The organism is Photobacterium carnosum, from assembly GCF_002849605.1.
Taxonomy (GTDB): domain Bacteria; phylum Pseudomonadota; class Gammaproteobacteria; order Enterobacterales; family Vibrionaceae; genus Photobacterium; species Photobacterium carnosum.
Genome location: NZ_NPIB01000020.1, coordinates 1 through 25,057 on the forward strand (window position 1 = coordinate 1; position 25,057 = coordinate 25,057).

General features: G+C 37.8%; 24 protein-coding genes. 1 reads left to right on the forward strand and 23 read right to left on the reverse strand.

Annotated features, from left to right (window positions below):
• Positions 1–732: 732 nt before the first annotated feature.
• On the reverse strand, positions 733–1,986 hold the full coding sequence (locus tag CIK00_RS14760; protein WP_065208208.1) for a hemagglutinin repeat-containing protein: 1,254 nt from the start codon (positions 1,984–1,986) through the stop codon (positions 733–735).
• 46 nt (positions 1,987–2,032) lie between these two features.
• Between CIK00_RS14760 and CIK00_RS14765 the strand changes: the two genes are divergently transcribed.
• Positions 2,033–3,013, forward strand: coding sequence for an IS5 family transposase (locus CIK00_RS14765; protein WP_065208209.1), 981 nt, complete (start codon positions 2,033–2,035; stop codon positions 3,011–3,013).
• 275 nt (positions 3,014–3,288) lie between these two features.
• On the opposite strand, the gene CIK00_RS14770 is transcribed toward CIK00_RS14765, so the two are convergent.
• From CIK00_RS14770 to CIK00_RS14875, 22 genes are all read right to left on the reverse strand, one after another.
• The gene (locus CIK00_RS14770; protein ID WP_065208210.1) at positions 3,289–6,165 is read right to left on the reverse strand and encodes a conjugative transfer ATPase; all 2,877 of its coding nucleotides are present in this window, start codon (positions 6,163–6,165) and stop codon (positions 3,289–3,291) included.
• Positions 6,166–6,168: 3 nt separating this feature from the next.
• Positions 6,169–6,588, reverse strand: a complete 420-nt coding sequence (locus tag CIK00_RS14775) for a hypothetical protein (protein WP_065208211.1) — start codon at positions 6,586–6,588, stop codon at positions 6,169–6,171.
• Positions 6,566–8,056: a TIGR03752 family integrating conjugative element protein gene (locus tag CIK00_RS14780; RefSeq protein WP_065208212.1), complete on the reverse strand. Its 1,491-nt coding sequence runs from the start codon at positions 8,054–8,056 to the stop codon at positions 6,566–6,568. The genes CIK00_RS14775 and CIK00_RS14780 overlap by 23 nt, the downstream gene beginning before the upstream one ends.
• A gap of 4 nt (positions 8,057–8,060) precedes the next feature.
• On the reverse strand, positions 8,061–8,954 hold the full coding sequence (locus CIK00_RS14785) for a DUF3438 family protein (RefSeq protein WP_065208213.1): 894 nt from the start codon (positions 8,952–8,954) through the stop codon (positions 8,061–8,063).
• Between the two features lie 2 nt (positions 8,955–8,956).
• On the reverse strand, positions 8,957–9,658 hold the full coding sequence (locus tag CIK00_RS14790; RefSeq protein WP_065208214.1) for a DUF2895 family protein: 702 nt from the start codon (positions 9,656–9,658) through the stop codon (positions 8,957–8,959).
• Positions 9,639–10,067 carry a DUF3487 family protein gene (locus CIK00_RS14795; protein WP_065208215.1) on the reverse strand — a complete coding sequence of 143 codons (429 nt, stop codon included), beginning with the start codon at positions 10,065–10,067 and terminating at the stop codon, positions 9,639–9,641. Before CIK00_RS14795 ends, CIK00_RS14790 begins: the two co-directional genes overlap by 20 nt.
• An 8-nt stretch (positions 10,068–10,075) precedes the next feature.
• Positions 10,076–10,462, reverse strand: coding sequence for a DUF2976 domain-containing protein (locus CIK00_RS14800; protein WP_065208216.1), 387 nt, complete (start codon positions 10,460–10,462; stop codon positions 10,076–10,078).
• A gap of 25 nt (positions 10,463–10,487) precedes the next feature.
• Positions 10,488–10,721, reverse strand: a complete 234-nt coding sequence (locus tag CIK00_RS14805; RefSeq protein ID WP_065208217.1) for a DUF3262 family protein — start codon at positions 10,719–10,721, stop codon at positions 10,488–10,490.
• Between the two features lie 6 nt (positions 10,722–10,727).
• On the reverse strand, positions 10,728–11,057 hold the full coding sequence (locus tag CIK00_RS14810; RefSeq protein ID WP_065208218.1) for a hypothetical protein: 330 nt from the start codon (positions 11,055–11,057) through the stop codon (positions 10,728–10,730).
• Positions 11,058–11,238: 181 nt separating this feature from the next.
• On the reverse strand, positions 11,239–12,453 hold the full coding sequence (locus CIK00_RS14815) for a hypothetical protein (RefSeq protein WP_065208219.1): 1,215 nt from the start codon (positions 12,451–12,453) through the stop codon (positions 11,239–11,241).
• Between the two features lies 1 nt (position 12,454).
• Positions 12,455–13,159, reverse strand: a complete 705-nt coding sequence (locus tag CIK00_RS14820; RefSeq protein ID WP_065208220.1) for a hypothetical protein — start codon at positions 13,157–13,159, stop codon at positions 12,455–12,457.
• Between the two features lie 5 nt (positions 13,160–13,164).
• Positions 13,165–14,214 (reverse strand): hypothetical protein, encoded by a 1,050-nt coding sequence (locus tag CIK00_RS14825; RefSeq protein WP_065208221.1) that lies wholly within the window; start codon positions 14,212–14,214, stop codon positions 13,165–13,167.
• Positions 14,207–15,433, reverse strand: a complete 1,227-nt coding sequence (locus CIK00_RS14830; RefSeq protein ID WP_065208222.1) for a hypothetical protein — start codon at positions 15,431–15,433, stop codon at positions 14,207–14,209. The genes CIK00_RS14825 and CIK00_RS14830 overlap by 8 nt, the downstream gene beginning before the upstream one ends.
• Before the next feature lie 8 nt (positions 15,434–15,441).
• Positions 15,442–16,431, reverse strand: coding sequence for a prepilin-type N-terminal cleavage/methylation domain-containing protein (locus tag CIK00_RS14835; protein WP_065208223.1), 990 nt, complete (start codon positions 16,429–16,431; stop codon positions 15,442–15,444).
• Between the two features lie 171 nt (positions 16,432–16,602).
• Complete coding sequence (locus CIK00_RS14840) at positions 16,603–17,193, reverse strand: prepilin-type N-terminal cleavage/methylation domain-containing protein (RefSeq protein WP_065208224.1); 591 nt, start codon at positions 17,191–17,193, stop codon at positions 16,603–16,605.
• Positions 17,194–17,318: 125 nt separating this feature from the next.
• Entirely contained in the window at positions 17,319–17,843 is a 525-nt protein-coding gene (locus CIK00_RS14845; RefSeq protein ID WP_065208225.1) for a prepilin-type N-terminal cleavage/methylation domain-containing protein, read from the reverse strand.
• Positions 17,844–17,915: 72 nt separating this feature from the next.
• The gene (locus CIK00_RS14850) at positions 17,916–18,443 is read right to left on the reverse strand and encodes a prepilin-type N-terminal cleavage/methylation domain-containing protein (RefSeq protein ID WP_082960763.1); all 528 of its coding nucleotides are present in this window, start codon (positions 18,441–18,443) and stop codon (positions 17,916–17,918) included.
• Between the two features lie 235 nt (positions 18,444–18,678).
• Positions 18,679–19,716: a type II secretion system F family protein gene (locus tag CIK00_RS14855; protein WP_065208226.1), complete on the reverse strand. Its 1,038-nt coding sequence runs from the start codon at positions 19,714–19,716 to the stop codon at positions 18,679–18,681.
• The gene (locus tag CIK00_RS14860) at positions 19,709–21,415 is read right to left on the reverse strand and encodes a GspE/PulE family protein (protein ID WP_065208227.1); all 1,707 of its coding nucleotides are present in this window, start codon (positions 21,413–21,415) and stop codon (positions 19,709–19,711) included. Before CIK00_RS14860 ends, CIK00_RS14855 begins: the two co-directional genes overlap by 8 nt.
• Before the next feature lie 132 nt (positions 21,416–21,547).
• A complete protein-coding gene (locus CIK00_RS14865) occupies positions 21,548–22,255 on the reverse strand; it encodes a hypothetical protein (protein ID WP_065208228.1) in 708 nt (235 codons plus the stop codon).
• Positions 22,230–23,540, reverse strand: a complete 1,311-nt coding sequence (locus tag CIK00_RS14870) for a hypothetical protein (protein WP_065208229.1) — start codon at positions 23,538–23,540, stop codon at positions 22,230–22,232. Before CIK00_RS14870 ends, CIK00_RS14865 begins: the two co-directional genes overlap by 26 nt.
• A 9-nt stretch (positions 23,541–23,549) precedes the next feature.
• Positions 23,550–25,052: a hypothetical protein gene (locus CIK00_RS14875; RefSeq protein WP_101769594.1), complete on the reverse strand. Its 1,503-nt coding sequence runs from the start codon at positions 25,050–25,052 to the stop codon at positions 23,550–23,552.
• Between the last annotated feature and the right edge of the window lie 5 nt (positions 25,053–25,057).

The window sequence follows — 25,057 nt, forward strand, 5'->3', positions numbered from 1 at the left end:
TATATATTGCAGCATTACAACACTAAGCGGGGCCATAGTTATAACAACTATTTACCGCCAGTGGTGATGGAAGCAGCCGCTTAATTTAAACACCTATAAAGGTGTACAGTTTTACTTGACCACTTCACTCGCTGCATAATTGTGTCTGGAATTCAGCACGTTTGTACTTCACCAAAACTTTGCGACAGAACCAAAAAACGTTCTCAGTTATTATAAATATTATTGCATGGCTTATTTTTACACTTGGCGTATTATCACCATTGACTCCTTCTTATGGGAAGCCAACATTAGGTTCTATAATAGCTTTTATTTTGTTACCTATACTTTTATTGGTGATATCTTGTAATTGTTATGATCATAAACTATCAAGGTTTATCGTAATATTTCAAGCTTTACTTATTATTGGATTAACACTCAAATTGTTTTCACTTTATTAGTACAACCTAATAACATATGCGAATAATTATCTAAAGGGATAGCAGAAAAATTCAGCTTATTTGTAACAAGTCCACTAACCTTATCAAAAGACCACTTAAGTTGAGTCGTGTAACAAAACCGTTTGTAAAGCATGTGTCAACAGTTAATTAAAATAAAAGGCTGGTTATAAATAACCGAATTCGGTGCAATGGAACAATTAAGAGTTATCGTAGCTATTCAATAAAGCCAAAAAGCAGCAAAGTCTAATGACTTTACTGCTTAATTGCATCCTTACTATTACCACAAACATATTTATTATTTATTATTTACACCAGCACTTGCTATTGTTTTATTCATATTAACAGACGCTGTTATTGGTGATTCACCTTTGGTAATACCTTTAGTAATCGTATTTAAAACACCACCAACGGTAAATGGAACATCTAAACTCGCCCCATAATTATGGTTATATCCATGCATATCTTTATTGATGACTTTAGAATCACCTATCAATACTCCACCATTATTAGTACTTATTTTTGCTCCCGTAAGATTAGTGCCACCTTTAACGTTAAGATCTACCCCATTTTCAGCATGAATTACTGATTGTTCAGTAACTAGATTATTATTCACAACATCAAAACTGAAACCAGCATGCCCACTATGGCCTTTTATTTTATCTTCAACCAAAGCACTTTTCACACCATTACCAATGGTACGCGCACCACGATCCCACAATGCGGTTTTTTCCGGTGCTTTTTCTATTATTTTTTCTGGTAATGTTACTTTGTCTTGTGCCTTATTAAAACTTACGGTGCCAGCGGTATCTTGTGATTTATCATGGCGACGAGCAAACGCATTATATTTTTCAGTCACCTGACCAGCACCAGACTCGACGACACTATTTAATTTTTCATTCAATGGTTTAGAGTAATGTACAGTGCCAGCTTTAGATAATTTAGTTGTGATACTTGGTAATTTAGTATTAGTGTGCCCAATACCCGTATCAACATTAACACTAACTTTATGCTCGCTATCATTACGACTTTCAATATTTAAATTACCACCAATATCGCCATTAATTTTACCTCCATTGAGTACTCCGCCAGCAATACGGGTATCTTTTTGACTTATAATAGTAATATTATCTGCGTCGATCTTAGCATTCTGGTTGATTTTTTTATCCAGTTTATCAATACCCACGCTTAACCCAGCATTTAAATTATGTGTGTCTGAACCACTATTAGGATCGACTTTACCTTGACCATCTTTTTTAAATGACTGACCAACAACCGCATTACCATTTATGGCTACATCCCAATTATTCTTATGCTCTGTTGTCTGTGCTGATTCAAGAATAATACCGCCTTTATTCGCCGTTAAAGTAATATTTTTACTCTTAACTTGGTTACCCACCCCATGAATAGCATCGTTATCATTCGATCCTGCATTGATACTAATTTTATTATTACTGCTTAATTCAGAGCCCTGTTGTTTAACCAATGTTTCATCTTTAAATGGCTTTGTTGCAACGCTCAAATAATCATCAATTAGATATTTCATTTCCATTTTTATATACTGTTCGATTCATACTTACCTTACTGATAATTAACACATGCCTTACAAAGCCAATCTGACTAAACAACATCATATTAAGAAGCATATTTATCAACAAAGTAATTATTCAGATTATAACAAAGCGCTTAAAAATAGAGGGCGAATTGATATTTGGATATCAGATAACATCCTTGCCTGTTGGCAAGATGATTATCGAACTCATGACGGTACAGGCTCCAGTGTAAAATATCCTAATAGCACCATTGAAGCTTGCTATTACTTACGTATGGTATTTAAATTTCCATTACGTCAAACGCAAGGTTTTATCGAAAATATTCTTGAAATGCTAAGGTTAGAGACACTTCAATGTCCAGACTATACGCTGTTGTCTAAGCGTCTCAGTCAATTAGGTTTTAAAACGCCAAAATTCAAAAAATATGAAAAAGCAGACGATGATATTGTTGCTATAGCCATTGACTCTACGGGATTGAAACGATTTGGTAGAGATGAATGGCATCAAGAAAAACATAAGGTTAACGCTAAACGAAGTTGGCGCAAAGCGCATCTAGCGGTAGCAAGTAATCACCTTATTCAAAGCGCAGTATTGACCCATAAAAATGTTATGGATGACCAAGTTGTTGACGCCCTTTGTACTCAGATAACTAAGCCTCTCACGCATATTAGCGCTGATAAAATGTATGATACAGACGCGGTATTTGAAACATTAGATGCTTACTTTCCACTTGCTGATATTGTCATTCCCCCCAAAGATAATACGTTTGCTGATGAAAGCCATCATCCTAAAAGGATGACTAATCTCATTAGTTATTTTGCTCTGGGTGTCACTCGATGGCAAAGGTTTAAACACTATGGGCGAAGGAATGTATCAGAAACAGCAATGCAACGTTACAAAAAGATAATAGGTCCCAAGTTACACAGTAGAAAGTTCAGCAATCAACAACAAGAAATGTTAATTGGATGTGGCATCCTAAATCGATTTACTCAACTTGGGATGCCAAATAGCTTCCGAGTCGCCTAGTCATATCAAAAGACAACGGACTTAGAGTATTGCAACAAAGCCGCTAAAATGCGATGTGCTAAGTGGTTAAATTATTAATGTTACTGCCAATACAAGGGAAACACTGAGGTACAAAACGATAACGTTGATATAGCTGAAAGTTTAACTGTTACTTGGTGCTGCATTTAATAACTCTCTAAACAACAGAGCGATATTTATTGGAAAAAGAATACCTAGATGCACCAAAATACAAAGAAACCGACCAGTATTTATCACTGACCGGCTTATTCTGATCACTAACTAATGATGCCTCGCGCTTTATCTAGTAGCTCACCTTTGTAAATTGCACCATCTATCATTTCATGTGGTAAACCCTTGGCTTTAAGCTCTTGGCACAACTGTCCACGCTCTGCTTTTTCTTCTTTATCGGTCATGGCCAGTGCCAATATACAACTTGGCGGTATGGCACGAAATAACGAGACAATCTTGTTACTCAGTATCACACCCTCAGTATATTTCTTATCTTCTTTACGGCACGACTCCATCATTATTTGTTTTTCGCTTGAAAAATTTTTGAACTTAGCTATTCGCTCAATCTCTTTCTTACTTGCCAGCATTACTATGTACCACTCGATCATCGACAGCATTTTTTCAGATTCAGCAGGAAAATCGGTAATGTTTTGAGTAATCAGCCAAGGACTAACACCAAGTTTACGGAACATCTTGATCATCTTAATCAAGAATGGTGCAAGTAATGGGTTAATAGTTACCAAGTGTGCTTCATCAATTAGTAAGGCAATCATGCGAGCCAAATACTGATCGCGTTCAGCAAGGTTATTTACATATTGCAGAATACCCATAAAGGCAATCGCCATATGCGCTTCATAGCCCTCGCGTGTAAACGTTGCAAGGTCAATAATGCAAACGTCAACGTCAGGTATGCCATCACCCTCACTGTTAAATACATTACATTCAAATGTATTTGGTTCACACCAAAAGCCTAAGCCGCCAGCCATATCTGCAGCTTTCTTTCTACGTTCTTCGTTGTACTCACCATGTCGTTGATTGGCTATATCATCTAACACTTCTAGGATATGTTGTGGGCGAACCATTACCCCTGAATTATGGCAACGCTTTGCAGCATCAACAATGCTTCTACGTAGCATTTGACGGTCTGCACGACGATACGATTCGTATTCACGAACTTCACCACCAGTGATCATCATTAGAGCAATAATCTCTAACTCACCCAAAATATCTCGTTCTACAGTTTCATCATCAAGATCTATTGCGCTATCTGTAATAGCATCTTCTTCTATCTTGTCTATTTCGTGTGAGAAATCATCTACTGTGTTGATTTTGCTATCTTCAATCTCAACTAACTTGTAGGCATCTGCAAACAAACATAGTGGAGTTACTTTATCTGCACTATAGGACATTTTGGCTGTTTTCAGCCCGTAACGGCTAAAGTAATCACCAAGAAGACCAAATGAATTACCTGGATCAAATATAAACATTCTTGGACGATAGATCGCCATTATAGACGTTGCCAAATAACAACTTGTTGCTGATTTACCTGAACCTGGAGCACCAAGAACCAATCCAAATGTATTATTTTCACGGTCATTTTTATTGAACGGATCAACGCATAATGGAGAACCGCCCCGATTAAAAAAAACATAGCACGGATTTTTAGTTCCAAGGTCACGACCATAGGCAAAAGATAGGTTTGCTACGTGCTGACACCAAATTGGCTTATGGTAAATATATTTAGCATCAAATTCAGGATTAAAGGCCATTGGCAAGCCAAACAAGAATGCTTTTACCGAGTAAGGATCATGGCGGTCAGTAAGCGGTTTCAAACCACAGTTATGTAACGTTGTATATGCTGAAATACAGCGTTTCTTTAGGTCTTTTAAGTTTTTACCACGGATATACAAACCACTAAAGTTACGACAAATCAGATCACCACGCCCAACGCTTTGCGCTATTTGCTGTAATGCTTCACCTTTACGGCTTGCGCTTGTGCTACCACCGTAACTTTTCTCAGATTGTGTTTGAATAATTCCATCGAACTCAACTTGAGGACAGATAACAGTAGTGGACGATAGAATAGCTCCTGTAGGTAAGCGATCTAACCCACACGATACCGTTTCAGACCCACTACCTAACTCACCATCGACAACCTCACCGGTTAACTGGCCAATACGAGGAATCGAACGTAAACCACCAATACGCATAAAACGCATTGGCTGATCATCAAACCACCAGCAATTATTCTTGTTATCGCTACGCGGTGGTGACATTACCAGAGAGTTGCAAAGAGCATCACCAATTGGTAACTCCCCGTCAGCTTCACGCGCTAAAATGTCATCATAAATACGATGAAAGTTTTTCTTCCCCATTTCTGGATCTGGATTAAACAAATCCAACAACCATGAGAAGAATGTCTTTGGTGTATCTTCCATCACACGGAAGCCACCCGACTCTAAAGTTTGAATCGCGGTATCCATGACTTCATTAATTTCTTCTGCAGGGCAAAAATCCACATCGTTTGCATTACTTTGCGTACAACGCCTGTAAATGATCAGTTTAGTTTGGCGATAACCACCAACAAAAGCGGATTTTGTTACCGCATTATCTATAAAAATACCATCTTGATTATTGGCAATACCTTGCAAGTGTTTACGCTGCATATCTATATAGTGTTTTGTAAATTCTGTTCCTTGAGCGTGTGGTGCAGCGTAGGACTCCATTTCATCAGCTATACGGTCTATGTTTGGATCATCATAACTAAACTGCTGAATAATCCATTGTCCCTCATGCCTCGCATACTGATGAAACGACTGCTCTAAAAATTCAGTCAGTTTGTCACGATAACGAATTAGCGATTCAGTATCACGCCCCTCAGTAGCGACAGGTTCAATAGTGTAAACCTTAGCGCGTGAGAACATATCTTCTAGGATAAACGTCTTGGTCGTATTGTCGTAACCAGCGTAAGGCAGCAAATCAACAAAAGATGGTAGGTCACGATCATAGATACCTTGTACGTCTTTTTTCGTGACAGGCTTTCTTTCTGGTTGGATATTAGTTTTTTCCTGATCAGGTGCGCTTTCAACAGGGGTTTTATTAGCCCCACCTACTGTTAACGCACTCATTATTTTTTTTAGCATTTGTTATTTCCAATTAGATAAATTAACTTCGCCTGGGAGCGCGTATTCATCACGTTCCAACAACTTAAACTCAGTGACATATGCTGGAACAACAATGTTATCTCGCGTACTCATGTGAGTATTTACGAATAGGTACATTGTTGGATTCTGCAACATACGAAACTCAGGCTTTGGTGTACCGTGGTTAATATATGGTGTGATATTACGCTCGGTTGGTGTTGCTACACGTTTATTTACGAAATGACGGCCACCATCCCATAACTTCCCTACTTCACCGTCTTGACCACCAGCAGAGTGATTATCGTATATCTCTTGCATAGTCATATTATCAGTTGGAAAAAGGTCTTTTGGAGCGGCTGTACAACCAGACATTGCTAATGTTGTTGCGATAATAACGCTACTAATCAAGTGTTTTGTTTGCATGGGTATTCCAATCCTTTACGTAAGATACTTTTCGAGCTTGTGAATGGTAATCAATAGGTATTTGCTTTGTAATGTGAATGCTAATTTTCACATTTGGCTTAACATAGACCATTGCAAATGCTGTTTGGCGTATATCTTCAATCCATGCATTCATAGATTTAACAGCAGCATCACCGCCAGTCCCTAAAGCGTATTTAGTCGGATCGGTTATAACAGCGTTGCGATTATCGCCTGTACCCGTTACTTCTTGAGCAGCAGCAGCAAAACCACTCGCCACACCGCCTATAGCAGCCAAGCCACCCTGTAGAGAAATGAAACTTGCAGCGTCAGAAATGTATTTACCACTAATACATGGAATACCGTTATCAGTTGAAATCCAACCCACACGGTCTTGTGATACTTGACCGGCAGCTTCATAAGAGGTGCTGTTGTTTCCCCCCTCTTGATCTAAATTGCTCGCATTAAATGACTGCACACGACCATCGTTAAATGTGTATGTACCACTCACAATGTCACCAGAAACACATTGGCCAGTGTAGTTCCCTTTAGCTACGCCAGATAACACCATCGACTTCAAGTTAGGAATGTAAATACCGTTACTCGCTAGATTATCTGCGCCTACCAATACCTTGAACTCAAACGGATCAATTAACTTGCCTTTAACCGGCACTCGACCTAACAATGCGGTCATAGTTACCGCGCCCATTAAAGTAGAGTCTTGAGGGATCGTGCCAAACTTAGTTACATGATCAATCTCTTTACCGTCCTCAGTCTTTTCAATCACTTTTGGTTGGTAAAGACGATTACCTGTATTTCGTTTGAATACATCTTTTTTATCTAAAGCAAAAACTGCAGTGGGTTCTTTGTTGTTGTTTTCAGCTTTTAGCTCTGCATCACTCGGTAGAGTCCATCCATTTAAAGACTGACTTTCTGTTAGTTGATACCCGTTATCGGCGTTACCAGCCACAGTGCCAGCGTTAATGTTGCCGTTTCCAAGATTACTTGATGTATCTACTCCGTAATCATCAATATAACTAGGTTGTTCGACATGAGTGCGATTCGTAAAGTCACGCAGTTGGTTTTCCATATCGAGTAACTTATTATTAACAGCATCATCAACATCTAATGCACCTGTCGCATTAATTTTGTTTAAAACAGAATTAACTATATCGTCAGTATTAGTCTTGTTATTCCCACCACGCTTAACATTATCCAGTTCAGACGTTAACTGACGGTTTGCATCTTCCAAATTAGCTAGTTTTTCATTCTGAGCTTTAGAAATAGCAACAAGAGTCGCCACTTGTTCTTCTGATGTTGTTTCAAGGCCGCCAGCTTTTTTTGTTGGCAGATCTGGTGCGGCAGCTTGAACAGTCACGTTTTTTGATGATTCACCGCTAGGCATTACGGCTATCACAGCAGTTACAACAAGTGCAGCACCTATAGCTACAGTTAAAGGACTTAATTTCATTGAATTACCCTACTGACGGATCAACGTTTTTAATTAACGTCTTTATGTCGTGCTTCGTGATCAGATATAAATAACTAAAATTGTTTTGCGACGATTTTGCACCTAATGCGTAGTACGGTTCTGGTACTGAGGCGTAGCTAAAATCAATCGCTATGTCGTCAAAGCGAACGTCAACAGGAAACGGCATACGATTACGTAAAGTGATAACGTACAAGTTCATATCGCCAGCCTTATACGCTGATTCAATGCGCGAATGGAACACGTTAGTAGATCGTCCGTAGAACAATTGATCTAGATTGAGCTTTAGTGCTGGCAATTGCTGAATCTGAGAGTTATTTGTCCAAAGGCGGCTAGGCATGAAATTACGCATAGCTGCATAACGTATTAACTCATTCGGTGATACGGCCTCGTTAGGTATAACAGCCGCAGCAGCCCCACCATCGCTGAACGCAGCATTTGAGCTTTGCTCCTCAGGAAGTACACCAACAGGCATTGATGATTGCATTGCTACTTTACTAGCGTTGTCATTTTCCCACGGCATTACCACTCGTATTTCATCATCCGTACCTTTTGCCGTTGGTGATGAATTAACAGTGAATTTAATGATCTCGCCAGTTGTTGCGAGTTTTGCTTCAACAGGTATGTTCTTTAGTGTTTCGTTAGATTGTATGTAAAGGACACCAGCAGCACTATCTACTAACAACTTACCCTTTAGTTCCACTGGTACGCGAAACATGGCGTTATCGGGCATACGTACTAAACGTTGTTGTTCATTTTTAAGGTTGATCTGTAATGGTGCACCATCCCATTTCATAACCTCAGTTGCATTAGCAGAAAGACTACATGCAGTAGCAAGTAATCCTGATATTAAAAGAGCGATCTTTTTTTTGTTATTCATAATTAACCGTCTAAACCTATACGAGTCGGTTCACCATAGAAACCGGTAATACGTAAACCAGTTGGGTTATTCACTGGATCGAAATCTGCTTTCTCAACTACGATTGGGTAACGAGCTAAAATGTCTTTTGTTTTTTGCCCATTAACACGGTTTACAAATTGCAGATCTAAATAAACAACCCACTTAGAGGCACTTAACTTAAAGACTTTCTTATCATCAAAACGTGCACCTGCCATTTCACGAACTTCTTGGCTAACACCACGAGTCGCAATAGATTTTTTAAGCTCAAGTTTGATCATTGTTTCTAACTCTTGAGCGAACTCAGGTGTTAAATAGTTTCGATAAGCAATGATGTTTTTTTGAAGACCATTGCTAATATCATTTGTGTTGAATATTTGCTGCATTACATATAGGCCAAAACCGTAAACAGAATACGCAGGTACATCACCAATGGTACGAGTCGAACCGCTTTCCAAGTTAGGCGTTTGATAGAGTAATATAGTGTCAGGTATACGATATAAGCCGTAAATAGTTACACAAAACAAACCAGCCAAACCAAAACCAACAACACGTAAGGTTTTAATGTGATCGCGTGTTTCATCACTAAAACGCATCATTTTTTTTGGTAATGAACGTTTAGAAATATTATTTTTTAGTGGTGGCGCGGTTTGATCTTTCGCGCTATTAGATTTCGTCTTCGTCATTAGATTTTCTTTTAATTAGATCAAGTTGAGTGCCATGAATATGCGATTGAGTGTCCCAAGATGTATCATCAATAAACCCACTTGGTATTTTGATTTTGAATAAACCAAAAATAGAAAGTCCTTGAAGTTGCCATTTTTTAGTTAACTCACCTACCAGCAAATAAGATGGACGACCTTGTTTCATTCGCCCTATCTTTTTGCTGAGTAACCATCCTTGGATTAGTCCAATGGCAATACCGATAGGTAGACCCATCAACCCAAGGATGATCAAGCAAATCAAAGCAAAACACATGATCGAACCACCAAACACCATGCCCAACTCTGAGGACGTTAAACCAAGCAGAATAATTGCTGCCTCATCTAGATCATCAAGTTTGGTTTGTTGAGTATTCTCTCTTTGTGTTTGCATAATAGTTATTAGAACGAAAGGCCAAATGAATCTTTAGCTGTGCCCATGATCCAAATAACAGCAATAATTAGGATAATGGCTACAGCAACGTTCAAACCAAGATCAAAGAATGTTGACTTACCATTACGCCAGTTGTTGTATGCAGCGATAGTGTTTTGAGATACAACAACGAATGCGGCAAGTACGATTGCTGCGATAACTACACCGGCAACACCAAATACAATGTTCTTACCCGTTGCTATGTAATCTGATGAAGCTCCCCCTGGCACATCTGCACTTGGAAGTGAACCACCAGCAGCATGAGCTTGGACAGAACAAATAGTGGATAGAAGTAATGTTGCTGTACGCACTTTTGTTTTCTTAAATACGTTTAGTGGTTTTTTTAAATTTTTCATTTCTGATTCCAACTGAAAATGTTTTTTATGTAAGGTAATAAAAGGAAAAAATCATCAAGCAAAGCCAACGTGCTATTAGTTCTATTGCTTCATCTGAATCAAGTCTGTTTTTCGACCAAGACTTGTAACAAGCGGTGAACATCATTGCGCCTATGATTAGATAAATAATCACAAAGATGCTGGATAAAATAATTGATAGAGAGCTTGATTGTGCCGCCCCCTGAACCGTTGCATTCCAAGCGTCTATTGCTTTACTCATAAGTACCTATCCTTGAAATTGTGAACCGCCGTTGTCTAAAACAGAGACAGGCACAGGCTGCAAAGGTCGATACAAGAAATCATCAACTTGCTTTTGAAGTTTTAGAATTTCGTTTTGAAATTTGGCATAGTTAAACTGCGCTTTAGCGCGAGTATTAGCGGAGGCTTGAGAGGCCGTTGCTAATTCATTTATCTTTGCCAGTTGAGTTGATACCGTTTGCAATCCAATACGCTCACGCTGACTATTTGGACGCAGAGAACCACGATCATGAGCAGCTAAGGCTGAGGTAGAACTACAAACAAGAAGTAAGGCTAATACAGCCGTTTTCATCTTCATTTGTTACTCTCATTGTTATTTGATGCGGTAAGGTTAAAGCGGTTTTAATTTAAGGCTGGAATTAGTTGGTAAACGGTAAATTGGACAATTAAAAGAAGTGAATTGAGCTAGGGAGTGTTGATTTTGTAGTTTGCAAAAACAATAAAAGCCATCCTTAATAGAATGGCTTTAGCTAACTTATTTAGTTTACAAATATTTCATAAGTTAAAGGGTAAACTTCTGTTCGCTTAGATTCGCAAGCCGACCAGCGAGTTAACTTATCACTGCTCTTTTTACTTAGAGATAAAATAGACATAAAATTGTACCTGTTATCGAACATACTTGAATCGCGCATATGTTCAGGTATGTATTGCTCAATTGTTGGATTATCCTTATCAATAATCGCGCATTCTTGAGCAATATTTCTGTTCATTTTTATATTATGTGAATTTTTTAAAGATATAGATGTATTAGGATTCCAATATCTAACGCCACCTCGTATATAGAATAAAATCCTCAAATATTTCGGAGTTTTGTTTGTAAAGCCTAATTCACTCACATCATGACCTTTTCTATTAGGTTTATTTTTTAATAGGAATCGGCCAGAAAATAGAATGGGCGCATTAATTTGTTCGCGCTGATTAGCAGACACCGAAAAATAAGGGGCTGTACTTGAGCCGTAGTTACCCTGTTCATTACTACTGCTGCTTGATCCCCCTGGCATAAATGCGTGAATCGTAGGTCGAAGTCGAACCAAAGCATGATCTGCACTGTTATACATTACATCTTCTTGAGGTATACCGTTGTCATTTTTAACAAAATTAACCATTCTGGGTTGAAAGCCAAGTTGGGAATTAATAAACTCTTTATCTCTATCATACTTATCCCATACAGAGTCATCGAGTGGTGTTTTTTTATCTGTTAACGAACCATAAACATCTAGACCATCAAAACGATAACCAAACATTGATTTTTGTTGATTGTAACGACCACTACCATCATCCCAAGCCGTACTTGCAAAGTTCATCATAAGTTGCCTTGCAAATTTCTGATTACCTTTTAAGGTTAGAGAGAAATTCGTAGGTGTCCCCTGCATCTTATCTAATGGAATATATACCTGATATAACAGTCGATCTTGAGTATATTGCTTAACATCAATATCACTTGTGGTCTTATCAATAAATCGTTCTGCTTGTGCTGTACCAGCTACGTATTGCAGTGACGGCATTGTTGGTATTGTTCCATTTTCAGTCAAATACTCTTGTCTTGGAATGATTATATTGTCCGAATATGTCGGGGAGGTATTCATTACCCCTGAGTGATCTTTTTTATTTGGATAGTAAACAGCGTTTGCATAACCAGAGATAGCAATAGAAGAAAATATTAATGCATTAAGTGTCGTTCTAAGTATTGTCATTTTAACCCCCAACCACTGTCAATTTAGCCTGATTAACAAAAGTTCCTGATAATTGCTCACCTAATTCATCATTTTTCACAATAGAATTTAAAGTGATTTTAGGTCTAACAATATACTCATGGTATTTCTTCAAACCAGTCATGCTATCGCCAGCCAATAGATTTACACTAACAGCAGACTCGAACACTGAGCTTTTACGATTGCCACGATCACGGTTTGGAATAATGCTTTTTTCAAGCATGACAACCTTTGATAGAACAACCGTATTGGTATCAACATCTATCAAATCAAACGCTACTGACGTAGGTGAACGCACCATCGTTGATGCGGCAGTGTCTCGACCAATTAATCCCCCCATAGTCATTGGCCTTGAACTTGAATTTTGAACATTAAACTCCACTTCAAATCCAACTGAAAGATACCCTAATTGACCCGTGTTAACTCTAGTATCAACACCCCAACGTGACATAGTAGGATCACTCTTATCAACGAACCTCGGAACGTTAAGGTCGTAAGTATTGATTGATGGAATAGCCATTCCACTTATCTGATTTTTAATATCTTCATCTTGAGAGAGCCTTTGTGCTGACTCTTTTGCTTTAGTTTCAAAGTTATTAAATTTATCTTCTGACACATTCGATGCTTGTGCCAACGTTGATAAAGAAAAAGCCACTAAAACCGATATACTTAAAATTGTTTTTTTCATAATTATTAAATACCTAGCCACATCATGTCTGAATATTTCGTCATTAATGATCGTGTCCAAATCTTATATTGATCCACCCAAGAACTTGCTGCTTTTTCGGCATAGGGATTTCCGGCTTGTTTTTCTTTTTGTAACCAGTCATTTGATAAATGTTCCGCGTATTTAAGCTCACTAGAATCCAAATCAAAATTATTGTTCCGAATTGAATGTGGCATTGATTGTGTATTTAATATTTCAATACAAACCTTAACCGGTAGCTCTCTAACACCTAGATTAAACGTATGTGCCGCACTGTTTTGCATGAAATATTGAGATTCACCAACTTTATTCGGACTACCTTTTACTTGTACTTGGGGTGATATGTACGAGCCTAAGACTTTAAGACCATCAAAGCTTGATATGGTCATTTTTATTCTTGTAGTTACACCATTTTTAATGACGTTAATTACGCTTTGTGAACGTACATATAAAAGACCAGATTTACCCGTTGCAGCACTTCCATAAGAGTCACAATCCCCATTAGGTTTAGGGTAAGGTGCAACCTGCCCCGAATACAAAATCCAAGTATCAACACCATTAGGTCTTTTAATTTCTTTACCATCTGTAATTGGAACTAAGTTATTGTTGTAATAGGAAACGCCACCTGAACTAGTGATCTTGTTACGATAAAAATCCGTATTATTAGACTCAGCTAGTGGCGTATTTTGATCATATATATTACCAAACCTATCGCGCCCAAATTGGCGTGAAATAGGATCTAAATTTCGTTTGTCATTCAACGTTCGCTGCAAATATAACTGGCGTTTCCATTCACTCTCATAACCTTGGCTTGTGGTTTTAGGTAACTCTTTTAATGCGTTTTCAGAATTAAGAACACCAACAAACTTTTTAAGGCTTTGTTCCGAATGTTTTTCAGCTTTAAGTTTTGCAGCCCAGACTAAATCAGCTTTTTCTTTAGCCGCAGCTATATCATCATCATATGTGTTATTTCCTGCATAACTAAATGGGCTTAAAGCAATGGCAATTAGAACGCTTAATCTCTGTGTTTTAGTCATCTGTTAACGATCTCTGGCATGAAATTATGTAACTAATATTTGCACCAAGTGGTACTTCACTTGCACCTAGTTGAGCTTTATCGTGTGACGCTTCGTGAGAGTAGTTAGTTGTTGTATTTGTATCACCCCAAAAACCATTTTGACCATTAACATCACGACCATAGTTAATAAGATAAAAATGAATCCAATAGCGGTTATAGGTGTATTTAATGTCACTCGTTAAGCCAAAAGTTGCTATGTTGGCAAACGCATTGTTAGGCATTTCATTTTTGTCCATCATTGCATTAACAAGTGGATAAATGGCCGAAATAAAACCACTAATCTTTATGTCTTCTGCAGTGTATGGATTAGAGCTAGATGCCGTTGTACCATCCATCTTTTTGCACAATGAAAAATCTAATTTTTGCCTATCTGAAATATTGATGCCGTCAATGCTACTCGTATGACCAATATCAATAGAGCGAACACCAGCCGCCATAATTAGACGGTCACTACCTAGCTTTGTACCGTCAGTTAATTGAATTTTCCCATTACCAGCAATAAGGGTTTTATTACCAGTGTCCCAATCAGCCTCCAACTTGACCGTACCATCTAACTTTAAGTAACCATTAGATGATGATGGCGTGTAACCACTGGCTATATCAATAGGTACTTGAAGCCACGTTTTATCAGCCTCTATGACTATTTCTGAACGGACAATCATCGAAGACACACGCTTCACTAAAGCCCAATCTCTTTTTTGTGATGGACTCAGATTCTTAATAGTACGAACCGATGATTGTGATAATGAATTACCGAAATTAAAGTCTGTAACATCAATTTTAAGTAACTTCCTTTTATCATTATCTGGATCTGTAATTAAAACCATGTCCCCACCAAATGCTGATTTCGTTACATCATCACAATTTGTTGCCGCCTGTTCTGGTGTTGGGCTTTCAACGCAATTTGGTACAGTACCTAATTCAGCAAGATCTTCTAAAGAACTTGGGAATTGTTCTTCTGGTGTTGAATCAACACCGTTTTCTTGATCTTGTTTAGACTTGATCAACTGATATTCTTGAACGTAATTAAGTGTATTTGTGATATTTTTTGCTATAAACAACGCTCGTTCGTCATTTTCTTTTCGATCAAAAATACGTTGTTCATACATAGCTACAGCACTTGCACCAATCAGACCAGCAAGAAGCAACGGCAATAAAAAACCTTTTTGATTATTCATATAGTTCCTTACTTCTTGTTACGGCACATAGTCATATAACCCATTAAAATAGAAGCTTTTTTAGATGATGATGTTCCTCTATCGGCATAGCTGTTATAAACCTCATATTTGTCTGAATAGGTACTCAGAGCAGTAAATGAAGTCCAAAGTATCCATGAATCGCCATTATCAATTGGGCGTGAATAAACAGAAGAAATAGACGTAAATTCATCCGAAACTAAATTGCTAGGCGCAATACCATTGAACCAAGTTAAGATCTTTGGTTCTGTATCGCGTTTGTCACAGATTGGTTTTGGTACTAATTCCCCTGAAAGCAAAGTACCACTGTCTCTGATCAGGCCATTAGAGACTGATAATTGTGTTTTACCATCTGTAGTAGTTAACGTTATATCCCTAACGTCTGTGATCTGTTTATCACCAACAATCCAATCGCTCTTTAAAGGTTTAGAACCATCTGCAGGTATGTATAAATCGCTATCCACAGTTCCACCACCATCACCACCGGTATTAATAGTCCATGTCTTAGTTGATAGTAGGGAATATGAAATTTTGAGATTAGTACCATCCACTGTTACATGTGGAAGCTCTTTACTTGCAAGACCAATAAATAAACTTCGGTCACGCTTCGATAACTTTGTCATTGGCACTAAAATAGAATGAATTTTGCCGTCATTTTCAGAGATAAGCGTAATCTTTTCACCCCAAAGAGTTTTGTTAATATGAGTACAATACTCAAGATTACCGCCACCACTTGCCTCACATGAGTAGTCATAACCGTTAGTGATCATATCCTCTAATGAGTTAGGTACTCCCATCTGAAAAACAGCACTTTGTAATAGGCTTCCAGTCTCATTTAATCGCTTAACTTGAGTATTATAATAATTTGATAGCGACTGATTCTTGTGCTGCTTAAATGCGTAAATTCCAACTATGCTGACCACAACTAAAACGACAAGTAATTCAATAAGCGTAAAGCCTTTATTTTGTAATTTCTTCACAAGTAACTTCCAGAATATAAAGTACAGCCAGTATAAAACTTGTTTTAACTAACCCTTTTTTTAGACGGTTAACTAATAATTACTTGCTGGTGGGTTGAGACTGCAAACTGCAATTTCTATTTAGAAGGGAAAAAATAGCGACCCGAAGATCGCTTATTTTTGTGGAGAGTATTACTCGTAATTTGACTCACTATCAGGAACAATTGGATTTATTAAGCATGGTGATAATGGTGTTTCTGAATTGCGAATGTAAACAGAAGACAGTGGATACTCAAAGGCAATACCATCACTAGAACTTAATAACTGGCCATGCAAAGAATTAGCAAAATACTTAGACTTATCTTTGAATGCATCACTAAAGAATACTTTTATCTGAATCTTATTTAACTTAGTGCGTTTGTTATGATCAGCTTGCATTTCGGCTTTAGTGAAAAACTCACCTTTAACCGCTTTGAATGAGTACGAGGCTTTCTTAATAATACCTGATGTATCTATTGAGTTCCCTTGACCATCATTGATGTTATAAACAATTGGATTACCCTCTATATCTGTACTCTCAAATAATTTACATGAAGACATTAACTTAGTCCCATGTAATTCTGCTTCTAACCTTATGTCATCAACAAACTCTATAACCTGTTCTTTTTCAATATAAGGCTTAATCACATTATTGATAACTGCTGGAATTGTAGCCCCTAAAATAATCACAATTACAATCACAACCAGTAATTCTATCATCGTGAACCCACGATTATTTTTCATTTATTCTCTCCACTAACTCAATTTCTTGGAGTTTATACACATATCAATAAGTGGCTGATTTTAGTTGCTTCAAGCAAAAAAAACGGTAATAACAAATAGTCATTACCGTTCTTGTAAAGTAGCTATTAAACATCTATATCAATCGTTGTGCTTTTTCCATCACGACCACTAGCTTCAACTTTTCCAAAGCTACCGCAGTCTTTTGCTTTTGTGCAGCGTTCAACAGAGCGATATAACATGCTGTTTTCTACCGCGCCTACTGAGTCATAATTAATTTTGGTTACTGCAACATTAATATGCTGATTTCCATACGCTCTTGATGATGTAATAACGTAATCACCACCAAACGGATTCGCCCCTCTACCATCATTATCAGTGCCGCAAATTTCAATTGGCAATAACTGTTTATCGCACATACTAGCCACAGAAATAGATTTATACGTGTATTGCGAACCACGCCACAGAGGGGCTTGAGAAATCATTACATCTAGCGCACTGTTTACACGATAAGTATCTAGTTGAGCGATAACTTTTGGTTTAACTGCATTGCCAATAATGGCAAGAATTGCGATAACTACTAGGACAATCAATAACTCAATTAACGTAAAACCTTGCTCTTTATTTTCAACTTTAATATTTGAACTTTTCATAACCAACACCAAAAAAATTCGAAAAAAAAGGCGACTCATAGAGCCGCCATTTTTGTTATGACCTATCTAAAATTAGATAGTCATTGTGATAGAACCAGCAGTACCTTTCTTATCAGCAGATGTTGCAGGAGTACCATTAAACTTAGCTGAATCGCCTACTGAATGGTCTTTCAATGTGTTCGCAAGTTTTTTACCAATAGCGCCAGGGACTTTAGTCATTGTTAGATCAATTAGGTTTGCATCTTCTGCGTTAACAGTTAACGTGTAGTCACCACCAAACGGGTTAGTACCAACACCATCGTTAGCTGCGCCACAAAGCTCTAAAGATAACTGACCAGAATCACACATGCTTGCTACTGAAATGTCAGTAAAGTTAGTTTTTGCGCCTTTCCAAGCAAGGGTTTCAGCAGAAATAGTGCTTACAGCGTTAGTTACTTGGTACGTAGATACCATATCCATTACTTTCGGCTTAACTAAGTAGCCAACAAGACTAAGGATAGCAATAACCACTAATACAATTAGAAGCTCAATAAGAGTAAAGCCTGATTGCTTGTTTACTACAGGGTTCATTTTTGCTTTTAGTTTTTGAGCGAAAGTCATTGCTTTATTCCGTTTTTAATAATGTAACGTTCGATAATCGAACTAAGAAAATGTAAATCAAACAACGTTTCATGTTGTTGTTTCGATGTGGTTATTTTAGGGAATATCCAAAAAACTCACGCTTTAGACTGCAAATACAAACAAACACCATAAAATGATTTTAAATCAGTAAGTTACATATACAAAAAAAGGCACAACCACTCATTTAAGAGTCATTGTGCCTAAAAAACTTAAATTAAAGTCCGATCATGTTTAATGCACTTACACCAAGAAATGTCACAAGAATCATACCAGCCGTATAAATCATTGAAAATGCTTGTAAAATAAAACCATATCTAGTCACTGCTGCATCTAACATTTTTTGGTGCTGCTGCTTAGACATATCCAGTACAAATCCAATCGAGCGACTGTTTTTAGATGTTAGCACCTCAATTCTGGCTAATTCTCCATCAGTTAACAAGCCAGTAGCCATAACTGAGCCAATTGAATTATTTTTACCACTTCCTAATCGAGCAATCATTAACTCAACATGTGATTTTAAATAACCAGTCGTACATTTCTCGATTAGAGGCAAACTCGCATTAGGCGCAATATTTGACTTAAACATTAATGAAAGACTACTCAATAATGTAGTTGCGTTATAAATACGATATTCTTTAAAGACGGGTAAGTTATCGAATTTTGAACGAAATTTACTTGTCTTACGCCCTAAGAACTTGCCCCAGAAAAAAAAGAATAAGCTAAAACCTATAACGTAGTACGATGATTGGTACACAAACATATAACCAATATCATAAGCAATCTTTGATATTGGCGACCAGTAACGCAAGTTCACTTCTTCTAACTTTGGTTCAAATATGAAAAGAAACGCAACCACATTAGCCGCAGTACCCAGAAATAAAAGGAATAAAGAATACGCATTCGAGCCTAAGATCTTGCCAATAATCCCCCCATTATTTAATGCATCTACCGCATTATCTAATGCTTCATCTATTTTTCGATTGGATTCACCAGCACGAATAGCTTGAATAACAACGGGTGGAAACCATCCCTCCATCGCAACAGATAAAGGTTTAGAAGAGCTCATTTTTTCAAGCATATAATTCGCAGGAATAGCCTGTTTTTTTGAACCAAACTTAACGACCTGTTCTAAATGCTCTTTTGGAGATAAATTGCAGCGTAATGAAACCGCCATATCTGATACGAACTCAATTTGTATCTTTCGCTTAAAAGTACGTTGAGCAAACCATTCATTTGAAAACTTCTTAGGCATTAATGTTGCCCCCTAATGTTCTCATTTCATTAGCAATATCGTCATAACCAAATGATTGCTTCGTTGATGCATCCATATCATTGATAAGACGACAAGCCTCATGTATATCAATAAGGCCAGCCCCGATTTTTTGAATGGCGTGATCGCGTGTGGTCATGTAGTTAACGGACTTCAAATAATCTTGAATACCAAGCAAATTACCATCTTGTACAAGACGACGAATAGAGTTGTCCATTACCAATATTTCAGCAATAACCGTCTTACCTTTAAGTCCTGTATAGCTACATTCCACACAGCCTTGATCATTTTTAAAGCGCAACTTATTGAGATCACTTTCGCCACCACAGAATGACTCTACCAACGCCAACTGTTCCGTCATATTTTCAAAACGCCACAACACATCTTTTTTATTACGTTCTATCGCTAATTTTGTTTGCTGTAAAATTACTTCTTTATGTTCCTTGAGCTTATTAGAGCAATGAGGGCAAAGTTTATTGGCCAGCTTTTGATTCAAGAATCCATTAAATGAATCACTATCAGCGACTTGTTCTGGACTCAGCTTAAAGAACTTTATCAACATTGTGATACAACCAAGCGCAGAACCTGTGTGAACTGTGCCAACAGCCATATGACCTGTACTTGCAAGGCGATAGAAAATAGATGCTGATAATTCATCACGGATCTCACCAAACATCGCCACATCAATATCCTGACGTAATAATCGTTTACCAAAGTCTGCAAATGAACCACGGTAAATATCGTATTCATCCTTAGTACCATCCATATCAATCTCAGTTTGGGAGAATTTTGAGTTAAGCCATTCAACTGGATCTTCAAGAGTGTGTACGTTGATATTGTTTGGTAGTACATCAAGGAATGACATAAGTGTTGTCGTTTTACCCGAACCAGTTTGACCACTAATTAACAGGCCACCGTAGGGCATATTCATTAGCTTCATTAACTGTTTAATTTGTTGCGGTAAGAAACCTAGTTCGTGCGGAGTAAGAACGGTATCACTGTACGGATCAAGACAACGTAAGTTAATTTTCGCACCGCCTTTAATTGGCATTGTAGAAGCACGATAGTTACGTAACTTGCCCCCCACTTCCCAACTAAACCGGTTTTCATCTGGTACGGACTCATAAAATGAACCACTTGAACCCTCTGACGCTAAAACTTGGAAAACTTGGTTGCCAAGAGATACACCATAATCACGGTTGCGCATAACTTTATGTAAGCGAACTAAGCCACTAGAGCTACGACCTCGAACAAGAGTACCATTCGACATAATGCTGATATGAACATCAGCAACACGCTCTTGATAAGCCACGTTCAATAGCTCATTGAAGTCAATTGCAACTAAAGACTGTTCTTCTGAGTGTTCAGTAGAGCCACCCAATGATTCAGTAATATCCGATAGCAACATATCGTCAGGTAACTGCAAAACCTGCTCAATTAGTTCTGCCGTTACTAATTTGATATAAGGAATTTTTCCCGTTTCTTCAATATAAAAATCAAGAAGATCATCAACAAACGGTGCAGAGAGATCGCGTGTAAAAATAGTGCCACCACGACTAAGATAAGCCATTGTGCTTTCTTTACAGCGTATTAGAAGTTCTTCGTCACGGTAAGCATAGCGGTCGGATGGGAGTAACTCTGACAGTACAAAAGTTTCTAGGGTTGCGTTAGATTCAGACATTTCTATATCCAGTATTTGAGATTGAAACTATGTTACGCTCAGATATAAAAACGACTCGATTTAGTATGCCAGCCAAAAAAAACGGATAACATTACTGTTATCCGGCTTATAGTTAGAAGTTTAAAATTTGTATTATACAGATTTACATTTTGAAGAATTTTTCTTACCTGTTTCGCGATAACAAACTTGCTTATCTGTAATATTAGTTACGCGATATTGAGTACCATCAATTGCACCACCGATAGCCACACGTTGATTTTCACCATTAACATTTAATACTGCATTGCGCGTACCGTTAACTTTCATGGTCATAACAACATTAACGGACGATGCATTAGCTGTACGAACTAAAGCTGCTTTACTTAAATCAGCGTCATTTGAATAAACGCTATTGGTGGTGGTAGTGGAAATTGGCTGGCTTGATGCCATACCGAAATCATCAATAGCTATACCACTATCCATCGACTCACGTTTAACTTCAATTTGCTTACGCTGCAACTGCATTACAACAAGGTTTGACTGTGCGATTGAAGCATCAAGTTTTGCATTTGCAACGTCATGTTGCTTTTGTGAAAACTGGTTATTGAATACCTCAAGGTTCTTAACTTGAGCAGGTAAAATCATTGGAGCATTAACAGCATCCGGTGCTTGCACCTTTTCAATGATCGTAGTTGTCGCATGTTCAGATGATGAAGAACTATCACTGTACCCATCACTATCGCTGTCCATTAAAAAGAATGCAGCACCAGCAACAACAGCACCTATAATACCAATCGCTAGTAATGGATTAATTTCTTTGGGTTGATTCTTATTGTTACTTTTCTTTTTGTTCTTGCTCATGCTCTAGCTGTCCAGTTAGTTTGTATTTTTGGGAAATAGTGTAATTACCAAGATCTTTATTGTGTTTGACGACTAAACCAACAGACTCAATAGGAACATGGGCAAGTTGATCGTAAAACGCTTTGATCTGAGAAAGGTCTAAATATTGACCTGTAATCTGACCAGCCATTACGCGATAATTTGTTTTCTTCGCATTACTTTGGAGCGTGACCTTAGTGAATCCCGAATGGACAGCTAGATCGCTCAATTGTGCGTAGTTCATTTCCGTGTCGATGATGTAGCGTTTAAATGCGCTCATGTAATCATCTTTGTACTTAGGAATGTTCAAATTAATCGTGTAAGTAGAACCTTTGATATTCAACTTATCTTCTGAATTATTACGTACCCACGTAACCAACTCAGTCAAAGATGCATGATTAAACTTAGGCTTTAGCGTTAACTTAAACGCTCTACCCTTAACCTCTGCAGAACTAACTTCCCATGATGGAATATTGCTGTATTGCCCAATTTTGCCAATTACAAAATTAACATCTTGAGTAACATGAACACCTTTAATATCGTTTCGATACGCCTTATAAGGATCTTCAACAACACGATTTACAATTTCCCGTTGTCTCTCTAACTTAGCTGTTTCATAAGCGGTATATGCAAGGAATGAACAACCAATAACAAGAGCCGTTACTGAGGCAATGAATATTTTTTCCATGCCTGTTCGATAATATTGAGCGTTAGCTTGCGCAACTGTAATCGGTGAAAAATCAGTAACTTCGTTTTGTTGAATCGCGTCAGTTATTAATTCAACTTTGACACTAAGATCTTGTGATTCAATAAACGCATACAGACCTTTCCAAGCGTGTGCCTCTGAAATGACTAGTGGTACTTCTAATCGCTCACAAAAGCGCATAGCTGTTGAAAGAACCGCATCTAAACGCCCTGACAAGTCAGCCTTAATCTCACCATCTTTTATTGCAACGATGGTGACATTACAAAGTGAAATGTCAGTCTTTGGATTATCTATTACAGTATCAGCAACGTTAAACCACATTGCGACACAGCCACTCGCGTTAACATTTGAACGCAACCACTTAAATGCTATTAAATCAGCATATAACGGCATTACAACGCCACTTTCAATCTCTTTCTCGTCACTAATAACAGACGTAACCAGTACGGATTCATTTGTTAATTTAATGATTGAAGCATGATCCGCATCCGAAGAAATAGCTTTACGAATGCGAAAATTTTGAAAGGACGGACTATTTACATAATCACGTATCAGTTTCATGTTCCGACCTTAAATTAAATGTGCAGTTAGCAAGACCATTGTTTGTGTATATTGATCTTTACCACCATTACCGCCAAGGTACGGGTTATGGAACGATTCATCTGATGATGCTTTAGCTGATTCCTGATTGTAACCAGTCAAGATAAGTGTTTGGCCATCTAATAGCGAAGCAGACTGATTGAAACTATTCTCGTCCATTTGAGGTGATGTTAATTCAGCCCCTTGGTACTTAAACGTTTTAAACTGACCCTGCTCTGAAACCGTGCCACTAAATTGAAGCATAATTTCATCTTCGACCACTTTAACAAGTGAGCGCATTGAGAAACCAGTAACAATAACTTTTTGTTCGATACTTGAGATAACACCATCGCTAACGTTGCTATCACCAATAGCACCAACACCAACACTTGCGGCATACGCTTCTTTATGTACCGAGTTTATCTCACCAACTTGGTTATTTAGAGCCGTAAGACTTGGTTCTGTGCTTACAGAAACAACACCCTGTTGGCGTAGAGCCTCAATGAACAATGAAGTACCAGCCATTGAGCCATTTGTTGATGTTGCGCTGAATTTAGCAAGGTTAGTTAAGCCAGATACCGCAGCACTCGAACCGCCACTAGAGAAATTCAAAACACCATCTGTAGCTTTCTTAACAAGATCTAAATCAACGTTAAATGAGTTGGCGTTGCGTGATGTGAAAACAACAATTTTCGCATCAACACGTACCATTTGACCCATTTGTTTGTTGATTTGACTAATGTACTTGCCAATGCGCTTAACGCTTGCTGGCTTACCAGTAACAGTTATAGAGCCAGTTGCTTCATTAAGTGTTACTAACGAGTCACCGCCAATATTCTTAATTGTTTTAACAATATCTTTAGTAGGATCAACGTTGTTAGCTTGTATATTAGAAAACTGATCAGAATCAGATGAAAACATACCGCCAGTCTCACCGCCACTATCACCAGTTAAATCCGCCCCTGATTTTTTACCGATCAAAAAACTGTTTGAACCTGCAAATTTCATTAATGGAAAAGACTTGGTAATCTCAGCGTTAATAGAAATTGCTTCACGTTCGCTAGTGTCAATTTCATAGCCAGTTTTAGCTTCAATCGCATGAAAGACTTCTGAAAGAGAAGCCCCTTTCTTATTTAATGTGATTTGCTGATCTAACTTCGTCTTATTACCCCAAACAAAAGTAAGACCCGTACTTTCAGAAATCTGATCCATTACCACTTCTAATGGAGCTTTCTTCACATTGATAGATACAGTAAATGAATCGACCCAAGACGGCTTAAACTTAACAGGTAGCGATACTGCAAGGTTTACTGGTGGCTGTTCAATAAAGTTAGACTTAGCAGCCAAGCGTGCTTTGTCAACCATACCGCCCATAACTTCTGCTTTGTTTTGCTGCACTAAGTAATCAGTAGATCCACAACCAGTAAGAACAGTAGAACTACCAGCAATTAAAGCTAAAGTTAATGCTGATTTAATGAGTTTATTGTTAGTCATGTTCT